We start from the raw sequence: 18,305 nt of genomic DNA, 5'->3' as shown, positions 1-18,305 counted from the left end.
CTCGGAATTCATTCCGAGGCGGGATAGAAACGTAGTGCGAGATTTAATTAATAAAGATATGGCTGCGACAAGACTTGTCTGTACACCGTAGGCCTCTTCTACCAGGGAACTACGCCATTTTCATCAAAAAAACCTCCGGTGGAACCATCATCAGGGAGAGTGGCAAGTCTCACTGCTGCTGTGGCTCCCTGCTCAACTGTGCGGTATCCTTGGTATTGATTCATGTCAGTTGCTGTAAAACCAGGGTCAGCAGCATTCACTTTAATCGGGGTATCTTTGAGTTCAGCAGCTAACAAAACTGTGATTGCATTCACTGCTGTCTTTGATGAGTTATAAGCAAGAAGTTTAACATCAGCGAACTCACTGTTTGGGTCAGAGTTTTGAGTCAGAGAACCTAAACCACTTGATAAATTTACTATTCGCCCTGCTATTGACTTCTTTAAGAGTGGTAACAGGGCTTTTGTAACTGCAAACACTCCAAATACATTTGTCTCGTAAGTCTGTCGCAGTGTTTCAATATCAACTTGACTGGGTGGAAAGCGATCGCCATCACTTACTATCCCAGCATTGTTCACAAGGATGTCCAGTTTTCCAAATTCGCTTTCGATTTGTTGAGCCGTAGAGTCGATTGTTTTTTGGTCGATGACATCAAGTTGAAGCGATCGAGCATTAATCTGATTTAAACGGAGTTTATTCGCCGCTTCTTCACCACGTCCTATATCTCTTGCACCAACAAGAACAGTAGCACCTCTAGAACCTAGTTGGCGTGCGATCTCATACCCGATACCTTTGTTTGCACCTGTGATTAGTGCAACTTTGCCTTTTAAATCTTCTGACATCTTATTTCTCTATTTCGAGCGATACTAACAACTGTTACTATTTTCGAGCATGGCTGTCGTGTTTCCACCAGTAGTCATTCACACCTCAGATAGCGGTTGAGAAAATATTTGCACCCTAAACTAGCTATTGACTCAAAATTCTTGGAGAAAGTAAATATGCAAACCAAACAGCTTGGTAATTCAGAGCTTCATATTACCCCAATCGGCTTTGGAGCCTGGGCGATCGGTGGCGGTGGATGGGCTTTTGGTTGGGGAGAGCAGGACGATCGCGAATCGATCGCTGCGATCGAGAGCGCTCTCGATCTCGGCGTTAATTGGATTGACACCGCAGCTATCTATGGTCTGGGGCATTCTGAGGAAGTTGTTGCGAAGGCGCTCAAAGGCCGATCTAATCGCCCCTACATTTTCACTAAATGCTCTATGATTTGGGATGAAAAGGGCGAAATTAGTCGCAGCCTGAAGGCGGATTCTCTGCGGCGGGAGGTTGAAGCCAGTCTGCACCGACTCGACATTGAAACTATCGACCTCTACCAGATCCATTGGCCCAACCCTGACTCAGAAATTGAAGAAGGCTGGACAACTCTCAGCAAGCTTAAAGATGAAGGGAAGGTTCGCTATATTGGGGTTTCAAACTTCAATGTAGAACAGTTGAAACGTGCCCAGGAGATTGCACCAGTTACCTCATTGCAACCGCCTTATTCACTGGTTAAACCCGATGTCGAAAAGGAGATTCTGCCTTTTTGTCAGGAAAATAACATCGGTGTGATTGTTTATTCACCAATGCAATCTGGCTTGCTTACAGGAAAGATGACACCTGAGCGGGTTGCTAATTTCCCTGATAATGATTGGCGCAAGAATAGCAGTGAATTTCAGGAGCCACGTCTATCTCGTAACCTGAAGCTAGTGGAAGTATTGCAGCATATTGGTCAACAACACGATCGCTCGCCCGGTGAGGTGGCGATCGCTTGGACTTTAAACAATCCGGCGGTGACAGCTGCGATCGTTGGCGGACGCAATCCAAAGCAGGTGGAAGGAATCATCGGTGCTGGAGAATTTCGCCTCAATCAGCAGGAACTAGATAAGATTGGCACTTTCCTGCGCGAGAATCCATAAAATCTCTAATGGAAATCATCGACTTTAATATCTCTACAGTACTAACCCAGAAAAATCACATCCGGAAAAATCTACAAATTTTGTCAGGAATGCTTGCTGAGATTTCTCTAATGAAGCGATCGCAATAACAAACTGAGTACATTCAAAGCAGATTGCTACTCACTTTTTGTAACCATAATTGAGCAATACCACTTACCAAAGTCGAAAATAGAACGGCAATTTCTAACACAGACAATAAGTGATGATGGTCATTACTTATTGTCTGTTTTCTATGAGTCTTCAAGGTTACGGCAACTACTCTCTCTGCCTCATCATAAATCCTCTGCCATTATTGTGGGATGTTTGGTTTTCCCTTCTTTTAATTCGCCAACAGTCTCATTAAATTCACTTAATCCTTTTCGGACATCCTCTCAAAATAAGCTGTGTAAAAGCGTTTAATAACCACATCTCTAGTAGGCAGTCTTCAATCATTTGGTGGTATAGAATTCCACTTTATCCATTCTTCAACTTGGATTCTGACAAATGTATTCTTTTTTAAGTTTCCCAGCAAAACCCGATTTTCCAAAATTGTCTTGAACGTTAAAAACGCTTTATACCAAAATCGCAAATTAAATGATAGAAATGCTAAATGTGATATCAACACATTGAACAATGGTTGGCTATCGCATTTATTTATTTATATGTTATAAAGCTCACAGAAATTAATGTTAGGCGAAAACTACTCTATGGAACCAGATAAACTGGGCCGTTTTAAGGAGTACGGCGAATTCATCCTCCGAAAGATAGATTCTGTGCCTCAGTACCCTTCTAAACAAGAAGATTGGGTTCCAGCTAGTCTTGATGACTGTCTGCTTCGTCTGCGGTCAGCTGCCCAGAAAACTGTAGACCTTGCAACTTCGCCTGTCAAAATTGGTGTGATGGGAGAATTCAGTAGTGGGAAAACCTTACTTTTAGGCAGTTTAATTGGATATGCAGATGCTTTGCCAGTGAGTGAAAACCCGACTACAGGCAATGTTACCGCCATACATATCATTCCCCAAGACGACTTTGCAACTACTCAATTAAGTAATTTTACTGTAGAGTATCTTTCTCATGAAGGAGTCCATGAGTGCCTACGCTTCATGCTAGGGGAAGCCAATAAACGAACAACAGCAGCAGGGCTTCCTCCAATACCAGTATCGAAACTCAACTCTGGCACAGATATTATTGGCTGGTGTGAAGAAGCCTGGAATAGCAGTAACAATTTAGAACTACGTTATTTACTCCGGGAGTTGGTATTATTCCTGCGAGCTTATCAAGCCTATGGGGAAGTTATGTGTGGTGGGCGCTACCAGATTGATGCGATCGCCGCCCGCGAGGGGCTACAGCTAGTCGAACAGCCAATGGCAATCCAAACTCTGAAATTTGAAGATTTACCCCCAGCGCATATCCGATTACCAAGTCCACCCCAGAGGCTACCAACGAAGTTATTGCAAAACAGTTTCCCACTGATCCGCCGCGTAGATATCGATGTGAAAATCTCACGGGAAATTTGGGATTTTGCAGGTGCAGCTAAATTTATTCTCATCGACTTTCCTGGATTGGGGGCTGCTAATTCGGGGGCTAGGGATACCTTTTTGTCACTGCGGGAATTGGCAGAAGTACAAACAATTTTGGTACTGCTAAATGGTAAATCTCCTGGGAGCGATCGCGCCAATAAAATCTTTACGATGATGCAGCAGCAGCGACCGGGACAAGACCTGAAAGATTTAATTCTCGTAGGTGTGGGTCGCTTCGATCAACTACCCTTAGACAGCGAAGGTGGCGAAAGAGAACTCGACCAACTAATTGAAGATAGCTCAGGTAACAGCTATTTACGGGAAGAAACGGTTTTCCATAAACTCAAAGTTCTGCAAACTACCATTGACGGTGCAGAAGCGTTTACAACTCAAAAAGACCGCATTGTTTTACTGTCACCACTGTTAGGACTGGCTGAACTGGCAAAACGTTCTAGTACAGTCAAAGCAGGCTCGCCAGACTTTTTGGCTAACTTAGACTATCCTGATTACCTAGATCGGTCTAAACGGCTACAAGAAAAATGGGAGCGCTTAAGCGAACAGCTACTAGAATCTGACACTCGTAGCTATTTGGGCAGACAGCTAGGTTACTTTAGTCAAGATGGGGGACTTAGTAAGCTGCGGGAATTGATTCAAACCCACGTAGCTAATCATGGTCTGAAGCAATTGTATGAAGATACTCGCAGAGCGGCTGATGTGGTGAGTCAGCAACAAGATCACTTGAAAGACATCATAGATGAAATTCACGACCAAGGCATCCCCACAGGCGATAGTCCCGCTTTTATCGAATTGCGCTTTCTGGTTGAAAGCTTGGATAAAACCTACAGGAATTTTCAAAAAGATTTAGGGAAAGAACCACTTAAAGATCGGCGCGGTTTTGTTGTCAGCGATGTAGTGAAAGACGAACTCACCTTTAGAATCCTGAATTGGAACCAGTGGACTTTACTCTTCAACAAAGCCAACAATGGAGCGATCGCTCTGGCAGAATCTAAAGGTGCAGCCGGGAAATTGTTTGACCGAGGAAACCGTGTAAATAGTTCGCTTCCAACTAAGAGTGATGATTTTTATCCAGTCTTTGAGAAAACCGTTAAAGAAGTAGAAGATTTTGCCCGCGATCGCATCCAGCAAGCAGTGGTAGATTTGTTGAACCAATTGTCAAATCATATTGCCCCAGAACGCGAACAATTGCAGACATTTTTCCATCCAGAAATGGAACTAGAAATCGAAGAAAAATTTGGTTTTGAAGATGCCGATCTCTTTTACAAATTATTACTAGGATGCGATCCTAACGAATGGAAAGAAGCAATCATTTCCGAAATCAGCAGTAAGGAGCAAACCGTTGCGCCCGAAATTATCTTTCCTTTAGCACGTAAAGACGATAAACACAACGTTGGTCAAATCTTTGACTGGGCACCAGAGAAAAGCCAAAGTTTACCCAGATCGAGCAACCACCAACTTTTAGTCTTGCGACTGCGAGATGAAATTACTGCTAGCGCCAGCCTCCATCTTGTGCAGTATGTTAGCGAAGTTAATCAGCAAATTAATTCCGAACTTGAAGGTATTTTGGATCAAATTATTCCTAGTTTGCAAAACCTTTCAAAAAAAGAAAATTTGCTGAGATATTTGGCGGCTGGAGAATTGCCATCTGAAATAGCAATTCCTACTTGGTTGCAGATTATTTCCGAAATAGCTGCTGTTTCTTACTTAGATGATTTGAGATAAGCTAACTCAGAAAATGACTGATTGCGATCGGGTAGGGTTATGAGGATGGGTTTGTGAGACGTGATGCGATTTTTTATGCAATTTTCAAGCGTGTCCCAGGATTGTTTTTCGAGTTAGTAGAACAGCCACCAGCCGAAGCTAGTAGCTATCGCTTTGAATCAGTTGAAGTTAAAGAACCGACATTTCGGATTGATGGGGTATTTTTACCTCCACCTGATGCAACATCTCAGACGATCTTTTTTGCTGAGGTACAATTCCAAAAGGATGAGTTACTGTACCATCGGTTTTTCTCCGAATCCATGCTGTATATGTATCGTAACCCATCGCTTTACGATGACTGGTACGGGGTAATTATTTTACAGTCTCGCAGCTTGGAACCAGAAAACACTACTATTCACAGATCGTTACTGAACAGTTCTCAAGTACAACGGATTTATTTAGATGAGTTAGGTAGTCCTGATGAGCAAAAAGTAGGTATCAGTTTGATGCAGTTGACTATTGCCTCAGAGACTCAAATGGTGCAAGAAGCAAAACGTTTAATTGAGCGGGTGCAACAAGAACAGATAACTGTTTTAGCTAAGGAGGAGATAATAGATGTAATCACAACAATCGCTGTTTATAAATTTGCCAACTTAAGTCGTGAAGAGGTAGAGGCAATGTTAGGAGTTAAGTTAGAAGAAACTAGGGTTTATCAAGAAGCTAAACAAGAGGGACTAGAACAAGGACTAGAACTAGGGCGAGAACAAGGACGAGAACAAGCAAAACTTGAACTTGTACCTCAGTTCTTAGCTCTTGGTATGTCGATGGAAGATGTTGCCAAATTACTTAATTTAACTATCGAACAAGTAAGACTTGCATCTGAGTAATCATAACAATTACTGGTTCAGCACATTTCATCTGAATGAGGTACACAAGGGCGGGCAGGATGCCCACCCCACAATATTTATCATATTAAGATGTGTACTTCGTTGACTTACAAAGTGCTGTAAATTTGCAAACTTAAGTAGTGAAGAGGTAGAGGTGATGTTTGAAATTAAGTTACAAGAAACTAGGGTTTATCGAGAAGCTAAAGAAGAAGGACGACAAGAAGGACTAAAAAAAGCATTAGAAGAAGGACGACAAGAAGGACGAGAACAAGCAAAACTTGAACTTATACCTCGGTTCTTAGCTTATGGTATTTCTATAGAAGAGGTTGCCCAGTTACTTGATTTAACTATCGGACAAGTCGAACAAGTAAGACTTACAACGGAGCAAGAGTCTTCAACATCAACTTAATAACTGCTGCAATTTTCATAGCGATGTCTAGTTTGGGCTACGCCTATGTCCTTTCATATAAAAGCGTAGCCCAACCTAGATATCGCGCCAAATAAAAAAGCCAGTGCTAAAGAGAATCAATGGTACAAGACCAAAGATTCTCTAAATTTGTAATTTTATGATAGAACATTACAGTTTTTAGCCAGGTATAAAACAAACAACAGAAAGTGATACTATAATGAACCCTTTTCAACTTAACAAATATAGCGATCGAGAACCAAGCGAGAAACAACAAAAAAGATTTCCTGGATGGTTTGCTTTAGATTTTGGCACGTCGAATTCTACAGTTACACTTTTCGATCCAATTGAAGTACCGATCGCAGAAGTTTTACCCAAAGAACAAGAAATCCGGTTGCGCGATCGCTTATCACAATGGCTAAGTTCTCCCGCTTCTGTAGCTTTACCAGATGTCAGCGCTGATGATTGGGAAAAGTTTATCGCAGAAATTAGCAAAAACCTGGAGATAGAACCCAGCCGATTGAGCGAAGTCTTTGAAAGTGATAATAAAGAGCGATTTTTGGAAGCAATTCGCCAAATTGAACTTTCTTTAGGAAACAGCGAGAGGTTCCGCCGTGCTGTCAGCAAAAAACTTTACCAAATCTATCATGAAGTGTTCCGCGTCCCTACCCTAGAGTCGCAAAATCTGATTCCAGTTGTGCTGGATATCGATCGCCGCGACACGGAAATTCCCAGCGAGGCGGAAATTTCGCAGTTAGGGGACTTAAAACTGCGGATGGGTAGGGAAGCTAGAGATAACCGAAAAAAAGCGATCGCTCAAGGTACAAGCGGTTCTTTAAAGGAAATTATCAGCAGGTTTCACCATTCACCCAAACGCTATTTTGGTCAGGATCGGTTGTTTTCAGTTATTTTGGATGGTGAAGAAGAATTAATTACCGCTAACCAACTGATCCAATCTGCTTGGGCGCATTTAATCGAGTTAACTGAAGATTACCGCCAACGCGCCCAACGCAGGTTTTCAGAAGGAGATTTTTTGACAGCAGTTGTCACCTACCCCACTGTCGCCCCCCCAGTTGTTCGTAAGGAAGTTAAGGAACTGGTTGAGCAGTTGGGGATTGACGATGTGCAAACTGCTTATGATGAAGCTGTTTCTGTGGCGATATTCTTTTTATGGCGAGAATTTGGTGGTAATCTCAACATTGGCATTGAGTCATTCAAAACTCGTTGTCGCCAAGCAGGAAACAAATGGTCGCAAAATGTTTTGGTTTTAGATATTGGCGGCGGAACCACAGACTTAGCTTTAATTGAACTGACTTTAGAAGATAAAACTCCTACTTTTGCCGATTATGAAGACAGAGGTTTAGGAGGACGTTACTATAAACTCACTCCCAAACTATTAGGTTCATCTGGTCATTTACAGCTAGGCGGTGAATTAATTACACTGCGAATTTTTAGATTATTAAAAGTTGCGATCGCAGATTTTTTATTGACAGCAGTCACAACAGGTGATATTGAAAGCGAAAAACTAGAAGATTTAATTAACTCTGAGTTAAACGAGCGCTTCTTAGAACAAGGCAAATTCAAAAGTGGCAGTCTTTTAAAATGTATAGATAAAGAGAATCCAGAAGGCGATATTGCTTATAAAGATGCCCTAGATACTGCCGAGAAAGTATTGCCTACCCGTTGGCAACAAGCACCCCAACGCTTACAATCTTTTTATATTCTTTGGGATTATGCAGAAGCAGCTAAACTTAAACTTGGACAAAAGGCATCAGCAGACAATTCTCTATTAACCTTTACACTTTCTGAACAGCAAATTTCCGAACTGCTCACCCAAAGTGCCCTGAAATTGCAAGTCAAAGATCCAAATAGCATCTGCGTTACCCTAAATAACCAGCAATTTGAACGAGCCGCCGCTTCTGGAATTAAAGAAGCGATCGGGATTGCCAAAGGATTAATGGAAAGCCGTTTGCGTCCCAATGATATTACCAAAGATTCTTGGAATTCTCAAAAAGTTGATTGGTTAATTTTGTCTGGTAAAACTTGTAATTTAGACATAGTGCAACGCCAAATCTACCAAGAATTTAGTAAGTCTCCATATTTTGTCTGGAATCCAGAACGGATTACCTTTGTACTGGAATTTACCAAGCTAGCCACCTCTGCCGGTGCTTGCTATGCCGAAAAGTTACGAAGATTGAGATTCGATCCAGAAGAATCTAAAAGCTTGCTGCGTAAGGGAGCAAACCAGCTAGAAATTGATGTCAAAAACCTGTTTTATTATTTACCCTGCAACTTCAAACGCAAAACCCAAAGCAACGATTTACTAACTATATTCAAAGCCGGACAAGAACTCTATCAACTTGCACCTTGGGAAAGTGTCGCCAAAGTTCGTACTTTCTGGCAAGGAATACAATTAACTAACATTATCTATCGTCAGGATTACGAGGAAGGAGATTTACGACTATGGGGTAGCTTTGACGGCAAAAACCTGATGAATCAACTGGGAATGCAAGAAGTAGAATTCCTAAAAAAAATTAAAGTTCAGTTTGAAATTGACCAAACCCTCGAATTTAACGTTTTACTTTGTCAGGGAAATCCCCACTATTTAATTGACATTCCTGGCATTGATTTGGAATCGGTCGTTTCAGAAACTTCAGCGCTATTTGCTGATGGTAAATTGAACTGGAATATCGCTGTGGAAGGCTTCAATAAAGATTTAAATGATGGTGATATAGCCGTCAATGTTATTGAGTCTGCGACTGTCGATCAACCAGATGCTTATCATCTTGTATTTGAAGTAGGAAATGATGGTAGTAAATTGTTCCAGAAATTTCACTATCTGCGCGATGGCGTGACGCAACCAGGAATTGGGTTAATTAGTAATCCCTTACCTCCATTCCCACAAACTGGCCAGCACACTTTCTATGTTTATCAAACAGATGCCGGAACCAACAGTAAAAAATGGATAAGAATTGGCGCACTCAGCAAACCAGATGTGACAACAGATTATCCTTGCCAATATCGTGTAAGTCTTGACGATAAAGGTATCTTGCGGATGCACGCTGGTGAAGTCCCTTACTGGACATCACAAAAACAAGAATGCCTAAAAGAAGAAGGATGCGTTTATCTTGCTGAATTAGAGTTACAGCCTAATGAAGTTGATAAAGAACGCGATCCATTTTGCGGCATACATTAACTATTGCATTAAACCTTTGCGTACCTCTGCGCTAACCTTCTCTGCGAGACGCTTCTCTTTCAGAGACGCTAAAGCGAACGCGAATGCGTTCCTCTGCGTTGAAAAAATTAAGATTTTTAAACGCATAGGCGCTTCTCTACGAGACGCTACGCGAACGCCTTCCCGTAGGGTAGGGGCGCAGAGGTTTGCAAGTTTAATTCGTTACCGAATCACATACAAGTAATATTTGGAGGTGAGATTCATGCAGCACTTGCGTCAATTATTAGAGATAGAAAACTCAGAGTTAGCCCAGTTACTGCGGTTTAGTTTGTATGGACTAGAGGCGACTTTAAATCAGGCTCGTACAGCATTACCACTAGATCCAGGATCTAAAATATGCGATGAGGTGCTGCAAGAACTTCATAACCTGTTGGAACCCGCACCCCCACAGCAAAATACTGGTTGGGAAGATGTGTCAGAAGAGTTAAAGCTAATTCACCTGCGGGAAGCTTTTAATTCTGACTCAGAACTTAATTATTATTTGGGTAATTCCCAACTGCAAAGCACAACGGACTCTGATTTGTGGAATGAGATTCAACGCAAACTGCTGCGAGTCCCAGAGGATTTAGCTGCATCTTGGCGATCGCGCACTTTGGATTTAGCCCAAGAAGTTGGTGCGATCGCAGATAATTCTAATCTCTATCAACTTCCCTTTATCCGCGATGAAATTATCTACCCCGGCCTTAGCGGTACTGTTCAAACTCAGGGACTGTGCTTGTATCAACAGGCACTGTCAAATCCACTAGTTACTCAAGGGAATGCATCTGATTTACCAGCAGCATTCCTATTTTTATATATGAATTTTATCGAAATAGACCCAGATTTACATCATGCTTTAAAGAGCGTTTTTAGCTTCGATGTCATTTCCTTACACTCTAAACCAGAACAGCGCGATCAATATATTGATGCTTTAAGCGATCGCTTCCAACGCACCCAAAAAGCTGAAAAAAATACTGATCCCCTGTCAATTCTCCGTGCTTGGATTGACATGGACGAAGCGATACATTCCCTAGTCTTCGTACCACCGGCTGAACGCTATTCTTGGTGGGGAAAGCTACAACATGAATCACGGCGCATTCTGAAGAAAGTCGCTGATGAAGCTATTCATGCAGGTAATGAAGTGCGAATTCGCCAATTATCGGGACTTTATGCAGATATCTGTGCTTCATCCAAGGATGACTTACAACTAGACTGTGGTGGTATTCCAGGCGAAGTCTTAACTTGTCTTCGAGTGTATGCGCGAATTAATCAGGAAGAATCTCCAGGCCGTGTAATATTTCGCTCATCACGCTAGTAGTCTGTCAATAAAGAATTGATGGATAGATTCCTTGTAGAGACGGCGATTTATCGCGTCTCCCTAATTCTTGAGATTATGAGGCAAGGCAGAAGATTTTGCCAATCCCCGCCTTGCCTCATAATCTAATGAAGGTCAAAACGTTTAAATTTATAAAATGCCCCAGAAGTGTAGAATCCCTTGACCAGAAAACACTTCAAGTGCAACGGCAGATAAAAAACCAATCATTGCAAAACGACCGTTCCAATTTTCGCTCTGAGGAGTGAAGCCCCAGCGCAAAGCATTAGGATCTTCTGAAACCGAAGGCGTAGTCTTCTTAACGTCTGCCATAAATAATACTCCGAGCTTTTATGTTGTAACAGTTATAACTGCCTGTAAAGTAATGTAACAGACTTTTACGAAATTGCAACATAAACTCGATATAAAATTCCGTATTATGTATTACGGGTGCGTAGTTTTTTGTTAGTAGGTTTGCGATCACTCCATTTAGCAGGTTGGTACGGAAATTTTTAGAGAGTTGTTGCAATTTTTACCAGCTTTGCCTATGTTTGCTAACCTAGTGCAAAGTCATCAGATATTTTGTTACTTTATAAGGTTCAGAAATGTCAGTAAAACAATTATCTCTATTTGATCAGCAACCAGAAGATTCAAATAAATTTTTTGCTCGTAAAAGACCTTGGTCAGCAGCAAAACATAGGATAATGCTGAAATATATACAGGCTCATTGCTATAATTTGGGCGGCAGCAAATCCTATCAATCTATGTATATTAACTATGTTGATGGTTTTGCAGGAGCAGGCAAATATGATGAAGGTATTGGTATTGAAAACTTTGTAGATCAATCGAAGTTTTGGCAGAGATATAACACTGAACTTTTGGATACTGACGGTTCGCCTTTAATAGCTCTTAAATGTGCTAAAATATTCGGTCTTGAAGAACGTGTTACTTTAAGATGTTTTTTTACTGAGGAAGATAAAGACCTTAACCAAGAACTTAAGAGTAATTGTAATTTAATAGGTGAAGGATTGTCCTATAAAGTTTATGACCCTCAAAGATTTGACAAAGCGTTAACTCAAATAATGAATGAATTGGACGAATACCCAACGTTATTTTTTCTAGATGCCTTTGGAGTTAAGGGAGTTACTTTTGAGCAAATATGTTCTATTGCCGATTACGTCAGTAAATATAAAGGAGAATTATTTTTACTGTTTCATAACCGCGCAGTAGCCCGTCATGCAGGTTTATATAAAACAAGCTATAAAAATTCCAAAGATCAGAAAACTGCCGAAACATATACACAAAATTTAACTAACTTATTAGGTAGTGATTCTGATTTAGACTGGAAACGCAAGTGGATAGAATGCCAAGATCAAGAGCAAAAACAAAAATTTGAAAGGTGGGCGCTTGATTACTTTAAGTCTAGACTTCAAAAAGAAAGTAGTTTTAAAGGAGTGGCTAGTTTTGAAATAAAGGAGACATACAATGATTCTAGACCGCAGTACAATATTGTAGTTGGTAGCAATCATCCAAGGAAAGCTTTTGGTGAATTTTTAAACGAATTTTTTTGTGAAGAGAATAGGTTACTTTTCTTTGAAGATGACAAAAGTGGAAAAAATCATAAATTTTTGACTCAATCATGGGAACGCGAAAATGATGAGCGAGTTGAAATAATTAGACCTAAAATTATTGAAATTTTACGAAGGAATAATCAAGATTGGATAACATTGAAAGATGTAATAAGTCTTATTATTCTTGAAATTGGTAAACTAGGTTATTTAAGTAGACCTAAGTATAGAGAAATTTTACTGGATTTTCATAAAAAAAATATCATAGAAGCTAAAGAATTGGGCGTTAGAGGTAATTTAACTTTGGATAATTACGTCAGAGCAGTACAATAATACTAATATAGTAAAGCTAGTTTAATTGGGAAAGTAAAATTCTATGTCAGTATCTTCAACAATAGAATGGACAGAAGCTACATGGAATCCTACCACTGGCTGTCATAAAATTAGTCCTGGTTGTCAAAATTGTTATGCAGAACGATTTGCAGAACGGTGGCGAGGTGTGGCTGGTCATCCCTACGAACAAGGTTTTGATGTAAAAACTTGGAATGAAAGGCTAAGAATGCCCCTTTCATGGAAAAAACCTCGCCTAATTTTTGTTAATTCCATGAGTGATTTATTCCTTGATGATATTTCAGAAGAGTTTATCAAAGATGTCTTTCATGTCATGAAAGAAGCTAGTTGGCATCAGTTTCAGGTATTGACTAAACGTCCGCAAAGGATGCTTAAAATAGCTAATTGCATAAAGGAGTGGCCTCCTAATGTTTGGGCTGGAGTAAGTATTGAATCTCAAGCTTGGGTATGGAGAAGTGAAATTTTAAAAGAGATTCCTGCGAAAACTAGATTTTTATCTTGTGAGCCTCTTTTAGGTTCTTTAACGCTTTGTTTAGATGAGCTACATTGGATTATTGTTGGTGGAGAATCTGGTGTAGGCGCTCGTCCTATGAACATTGAATGGGTAAGAGATATTAGAGAGCAATGTATCCAAGCTAATGTGCCATTTTTCTTTAAACAATGGGGAGGTGTTCAAAAGAAAAAATATGGTAGAGAACTTGATGGAAGAACTTGGGATAGTTTTCCAGAAATTGTAGCTGATACAAGCACTAAACAAGTATCAGTTTTAAAATGAAGATGTCCGTAAATGATTATCAAAAGTCCTCTCCGATATCCTGGTGGTAAGTCAAAAGCAATAAATCAAATAGTTGAATACTTGCCAGAGAGCTTTTCTGAATTTCGAGAACCTTTTGTGGGTGGTGGTTCTGTATTTATTTATTTAAGACAAAAGTTTCCTGATATCAAGATTTGGATTAACGATTTAAACCGCGAACTCTTCTTATTCTGGAAATCTGCCCAATCTGATATAGCTCAGTTAGTAAAAGAAATTCGACATATTAAAGTCAAATATACAAATGGTAAATTACTCTTTACAGAATTAACTAGTGTAGATATAAATAATTTATCTGATTTAGAAAGAGCAGTTCGCTTTTTCGTACTCAATAGGATTACTTTTTCAGGAACTGTAGAATCAGGGGGTTTTTCTGAACAAGCTTTCCATAAAAGATTTACTGATTCTTCAATAGAACGGCTAGAAAAGTTAGAAAACATTTTATCTGAAAATGTCCAAATTACTAATTTAGATTACAGCCACTTATTAAAATCAGAAGGAAAAAATGTATTTTTATTTTTAGATCCACCATATTTTAGCGCTACAAAATCAAAGCTATATGGTAAAGATGGTGACTTGCACACTTCTTTTGAACATCAGAGATTTGCTAACCTTTTGCAACAATGCCATCATCGCTGGCTAATTACCTACGACGACTCACTACACATTCGAGACAATTTTCAATGGGCTAATATCTCAGAGTGGGAATTACAGTATGGGATGAATAACTATAAGCAGAGTGGTGCAGCTAAAGGAAAAGAGTTATTCATTACCAACTACAAAGTTAAACTTGATTTGGATAAAAAATTACAAGTTCAGAATCTTGCTAATCCAGCTTTGCAATTAAGCCTTGAGATTTAAACCTAACTTTGATAGCTTCCAATTTTCCGGTAGGATAACCCCATAGCTCTCAATATAGCTACAACATACAAACCTTAGCTATGATAACTTCTCCAATCCCTCCTCAAGAATCCTCTGCTACCTGGTATGTCCTGCTGCAACAATTAATAGATGGCCAATCTTTGTCCCGTACTCAATCTGCTGAATTGATGCAAGGATGGCTCAGTGAAGCGGTTCCCCCAGAGTTATCGGGAGCAATTTTAACAGCACTGAATTTTAGAGGCATTTCTGCCGACGAGTTGACCGGCATGGCTGAAGTATTACAATCTCAATGTTCCCCACTCAGCCCTCAGAAATCAACACTTAGCACTGTAATAGATACCTGTGGCACTGGTGGAGATGGGTCATCAACCTTTAATATTTCTACAGCAGTTGCTTTTGTTGCTGCTGCATCTGGCGTACCTGTCGCTAAACACGGCAATCGTTCAGCGTCAAGTCTCACAGGAAGTGCAGATGTATTGGAAGCTTTGGGTGTAAACTTAAGTGCATCGAGCGAAAAAGTACAAGCTGCATTACAAGAAGTCGGGATCACTTTCTTGTTTGCCCCTGGTTGGCATCCAGCACTCAAGGCGGTTGCGTCATTACGGCGGACTTTGAAAGTGCGAACAATTTTTAATTTGCTCGGCCCGTTAGTAAATCCCTTGCGTCCAACTGGGCAGGTAGTAGGCTTATTTACTCCCAAGCTTTTGGCAACAGTTGCCGAAGCTTTACAGAATTTGGGCAAGGAAAAGGCGATTGTGCTGCACGGGCGAGAAAAACTTGATGAAGCTGGGTTAGGAGATGAAACTGACTTGGCGGTGTTATCAGACAAAGAAGTACAGTTAACTACCATTAATCCCCTAGATTTGGATTTAACCCCTGCTTCCATAGGTATGCTTCGGGGTGGCGATGTCCAAGAGAATGCGGAGATTCTCAAGGCTGTACTCCAAGGTAAAGGAACTCAGGCGCAACAAGATGCAGTAGCGTTGAATGCGTCTTTGGCGCTACAAGTAGCGGGGTCGATCGCACTTCTAGATCATGCCCAAGGGATTAAAATCGCTAAGGATATCCTACAAAGCGGGGCAGCTTGGACGAAGTTGGAGCAGTTAGTTGAATTTCTGGCGGATTGATTTGCGATCGCAATTGCGGGCGAAATTCTACTACATTACGCTTAATGGTGACATCGTAGTTGCCAAAAAAGTCATGTCCTAAAAGTCCAGTTTCTAGTTCCGCACCTGCGATCGCTACTGCTACTCTATTCACTATTACCCCGCCAGCTGCCATCGAATTAACGTAGCCTACAGGAAATTCTACTGCTCTGGAACTCGCGGTATTTGCCTTAGCTCTCCCAACTGGCACAATTCCTAAAGCATCGGCCATCTGTTGGGTGATTACAGTGCCACTGGCTCCCGTATCCACAATCATCTCGAATTGTTGCTGGCCATTGAAGGTGACTTCGACAATTGGCGTTCCACCAATCCGCCTTTTAATCGGGGCTGTAAATACTGCTTCATCTGGAATTACCACTGCTGATGAGGGCAAAGCTGGTTTTGGCGGTAACGGTTTTATTTCTTGTGGAGGCGATAGAGGTGAGGTATACTTTGGTGTGGTTGGTATCTGGGGAACAACAACTACTATCCTCTTTCGTTCGGCAACGCGCACAGGGCGAGGAGCAGCTTGCTGTTGGGCATATTTGATTTGCCGCCGATATTCAGTAATCTTGGTTTGAGCGATCGCAAATTCTGGGCTTTTTCGCCGCACTCTTCGCATCAGCGCGATCGCATCCTGGTACTGACTCGCCACCAAACTCCAATCACTTGGAGATTGAGCCGATTGGCTGATACTCCAAGCACCAACGGCTTTATCTAGCCCCATCTCAAAAATACTTGGTTCGCTTTCAGACGGCTCTAGAGGCTGTGCTTCTGGGGTAGCGGTAACTGCTGGTGTTGTTGGTTTAACGGCAGGCTGGATTGATGCCATATCTCCAATTGGCGTGGGTTGCTCATTGCCACCAGTCGCAGTGTTCCGTTTGTCTTCACTACAGGCAACACACAAAACCGCTAGAGCGCTTGATAGAAAAATTAGGGTTGCACGGGATAAAAAAGACTGAAGCATAATTAATTTTAACCACCCAAGCTTTGCCAAAGCCACTCCCGCTAATTTAATTCCCTTTTAATTTTAATTAACTATCTTAAAAACTCCCAATTACTCAACTCATGGGATAATTAGCAATCGCAGTCTTGGGGAATGAGGTATGAGAAAGATGAGGGAGCAGGGGAAAAAATTGATTAATGCCCTATCCCCCATGCCCCATGCCCAATTCCCCATGCCCAATCCCCAATCTATCACCTATGCCCCTGACTGACGCAATACCAGCTTTACTTGTCCTAGCAGATGGAACCACTTATCGCGGTTGGTCTTTCGGTGCTACGGGAACCACGATCGGAGAAGTGGTCTTCAACACTGGTATGACCGGCTACCAAGAAGTACTAACCGACCCAAGTTATTGCGGTCAGATTGTCATTTTTACCTATCCTGAATTAGGCAATACTGGCGTCAATTTGGAAGATGAAGAATCAGATGGGCCCCAAGTGCGGGGTGCGATCGCTCGGAATATTTGTCACCGACCAAGTAACTGGCGATCGACACAATCTTTACCTGACTACCTTAAACAAAACCAAGTACCGGGGATCTACGGCATCGATACCCGTGCCCTCACCCGCAAAATTCGGATGTTTGGAGCCATGAATGGCGGCATTTCCACAGACATTCTCGATGAAGCGGAATTGCTAGAGCAGGTACAGGCGGCTCCCAATATGGCAGGATTAAATCTGGTTCGGGAAGTCACCACCGCAACAGCTTATGAATGGTCAGAACCCACAATTCCAGCTTGGGAATTCAACTCTGAAGCTGCGGAAAATCTTGGGGAACCCTTTACCGTTGTTGCCCTTGACTTTGGCGTAAAACGCAATATTTTGCGTCGCTTAACAAGTTACGGTTGCCGGGTAATTGTTGTACCCGCTGATACACCACCAGAGGAAATTCTCAAATACAATCCAGATGGTGTGTTTCTTTCTAACGGGCCTGGCGACCCTGCTGCCGTCACTGAAGGGATTGCAACTGCCAAAGCACTTCTGTTAAGTGAAAAACCCATCTTTGGTATTTGTATGGGGCATCAAATTTTAGGTCATGCACTGGGGGCAGAAACCTATAAACTCAAATTTGGTCACCGTGGTTTAAATCAACCTGCCGGGTTACAACAACGAATAGAAATTACCAGCCAAAACCATAGTTTTGCTATTGACCCAGATTCTTTACCTACGACAGTTGTGGAAATCAGCCACCTAAACTTAAACGATCGCACCATTGCCGGGGTACGTCACAAATCTCTACCTGTGTTCTCCGTACAGTATCACCCAGAAGCCAGTCCTGGCCCCCACGATGCTGATTACTTGTTTGAGCAATTCGTCCAAGTTATGCGAACAGCACGTCAAGCCGTAGCTAAGGTGAGTTAAAAATAGGGAATAGGGAATGGGGAAGAAGCAAGGGAGCAAGGAGCAAGGAAGAGAAATTTTCCCCTCTGCTTCTTTTCAATCCCCAATACCCTATCCCAGCAGATTGTAGACAACTTGCTCAAAAACCATCTATACTTGAGCGTTCACTTTAAC

General features: G+C 41.5%; 14 protein-coding genes. 11 read left to right on the top strand and 3 right to left on the bottom strand.

Going from position 1 to position 18,305, the window contains the following annotated elements:
- Nucleotides 1–98: 98 nt before the first annotated feature.
- Complete coding sequence (locus tag V7L01_RS12580; protein WP_335035149.1) at nucleotides 99–839, bottom strand: SDR family oxidoreductase; 741 nt, start codon at nucleotides 837–839, stop codon at nucleotides 99–101.
- Nucleotides 840–995: 156 nt separating this feature from the next.
- Between V7L01_RS12580 and V7L01_RS12575 the strand changes: the two genes are divergently transcribed.
- The 6 genes from V7L01_RS12575 to V7L01_RS12550 all read left to right on the top strand — a co-directional run bounded on the left by V7L01_RS12575 (nucleotide 996) and on the right by V7L01_RS12550 (nucleotide 11,031).
- Nucleotides 996–1,952, top strand: a complete 957-nt coding sequence (locus V7L01_RS12575; RefSeq protein WP_335035147.1) for an aldo/keto reductase — start codon at nucleotides 996–998, stop codon at nucleotides 1,950–1,952.
- 725 nt (nucleotides 1,953–2,677) lie between these two features.
- Nucleotides 2,678–5,230: a proteasome protein gene (locus tag V7L01_RS12570; RefSeq protein WP_335035145.1), complete on the top strand. Its 2,553-nt coding sequence runs from the start codon at nucleotides 2,678–2,680 to the stop codon at nucleotides 5,228–5,230.
- A 53-nt stretch (nucleotides 5,231–5,283) separates the two neighbouring features.
- Entirely contained in the window at nucleotides 5,284–6,096 is an 813-nt protein-coding gene (locus V7L01_RS12565; protein ID WP_335035143.1) for an Rpn family recombination-promoting nuclease/putative transposase, read from the top strand.
- A 157-nt stretch (nucleotides 6,097–6,253) separates the two neighbouring features.
- Nucleotides 6,254–6,505 carry an aspartate aminotransferase gene (locus tag V7L01_RS12560; protein WP_335035142.1) on the top strand — a complete coding sequence of 84 codons (252 nt, stop codon included), beginning with the start codon at nucleotides 6,254–6,256 and terminating at the stop codon, nucleotides 6,503–6,505.
- Between the two features lie 217 nt (nucleotides 6,506–6,722).
- Entirely contained in the window at nucleotides 6,723–9,698 is a 2,976-nt protein-coding gene (locus tag V7L01_RS12555) for a molecular chaperone (RefSeq protein ID WP_335035140.1), read from the top strand.
- 241 nt (nucleotides 9,699–9,939) lie between these two features.
- Entirely contained in the window at nucleotides 9,940–11,031 is a 1,092-nt protein-coding gene (locus V7L01_RS12550; protein ID WP_335035138.1) for a hypothetical protein, read from the top strand.
- Between the two features lie 150 nt (nucleotides 11,032–11,181).
- Here V7L01_RS12550 and V7L01_RS12545 read toward each other — a convergent pair whose 3' ends face one another.
- Entirely contained in the window at nucleotides 11,182–11,361 is a 180-nt protein-coding gene (locus V7L01_RS12545; protein ID WP_069071239.1) for a high light inducible protein, read from the bottom strand.
- Between the two features lie 272 nt (nucleotides 11,362–11,633).
- Here V7L01_RS12545 and tcmP point away from each other — a divergent pair, with 272 nt between their 5' ends.
- From tcmP to trpD, 4 genes are all read left to right on the top strand, one after another.
- A complete protein-coding gene (gene tcmP, locus V7L01_RS12540; RefSeq protein ID WP_335035136.1) occupies nucleotides 11,634–12,929 on the top strand; it encodes a three-Cys-motif partner protein TcmP in 1,296 nt (431 codons plus the stop codon).
- Nucleotides 12,930–12,972: 43 nt separating this feature from the next.
- The gene (locus V7L01_RS12535; RefSeq protein ID WP_335035134.1) at nucleotides 12,973–13,722 is read left to right on the top strand and encodes a DUF5131 family protein; all 750 of its coding nucleotides are present in this window, start codon (nucleotides 12,973–12,975) and stop codon (nucleotides 13,720–13,722) included.
- Between the two features lie 15 nt (nucleotides 13,723–13,737).
- Entirely contained in the window at nucleotides 13,738–14,619 is an 882-nt protein-coding gene (locus tag V7L01_RS12530; RefSeq protein WP_335035239.1) for a DNA adenine methylase, read from the top strand.
- Nucleotides 14,620–14,699: 80 nt separating this feature from the next.
- A complete protein-coding gene (gene trpD, locus V7L01_RS12525; protein WP_335035132.1) occupies nucleotides 14,700–15,767 on the top strand; it encodes an anthranilate phosphoribosyltransferase in 1,068 nt (355 codons plus the stop codon).
- Here trpD and V7L01_RS12520 read toward each other — a convergent pair.
- Nucleotides 15,697–16,752 carry a retropepsin-like aspartic protease family protein gene (locus V7L01_RS12520; RefSeq protein WP_335035131.1) on the bottom strand — a complete coding sequence of 352 codons (1,056 nt, stop codon included), beginning with the start codon at nucleotides 16,750–16,752 and terminating at the stop codon, nucleotides 15,697–15,699. The two genes, trpD and V7L01_RS12520, sit on opposite strands and share 71 nt — an antisense overlap.
- A gap of 236 nt (nucleotides 16,753–16,988) precedes the next feature.
- Here V7L01_RS12520 and carA point away from each other — a divergent pair, with 236 nt between their 5' ends.
- Nucleotides 16,989–18,152: a glutamine-hydrolyzing carbamoyl-phosphate synthase small subunit gene (gene carA, locus V7L01_RS12515; protein ID WP_335035129.1), complete on the top strand. Its 1,164-nt coding sequence runs from the start codon at nucleotides 16,989–16,991 to the stop codon at nucleotides 18,150–18,152.
- Nucleotides 18,153–18,305: the final 153 nt, after the last annotated feature.

This window comes from Nostoc sp. (assembly GCF_036917095.1).
Taxonomy (GTDB): domain Bacteria; phylum Cyanobacteriota; class Cyanobacteriia; order Cyanobacteriales; family Nostocaceae; genus Nostoc.
Note: the sequence above shows the minus strand (reverse complement) of the source record. Positions and strands in the feature narration are given on the sequence as shown.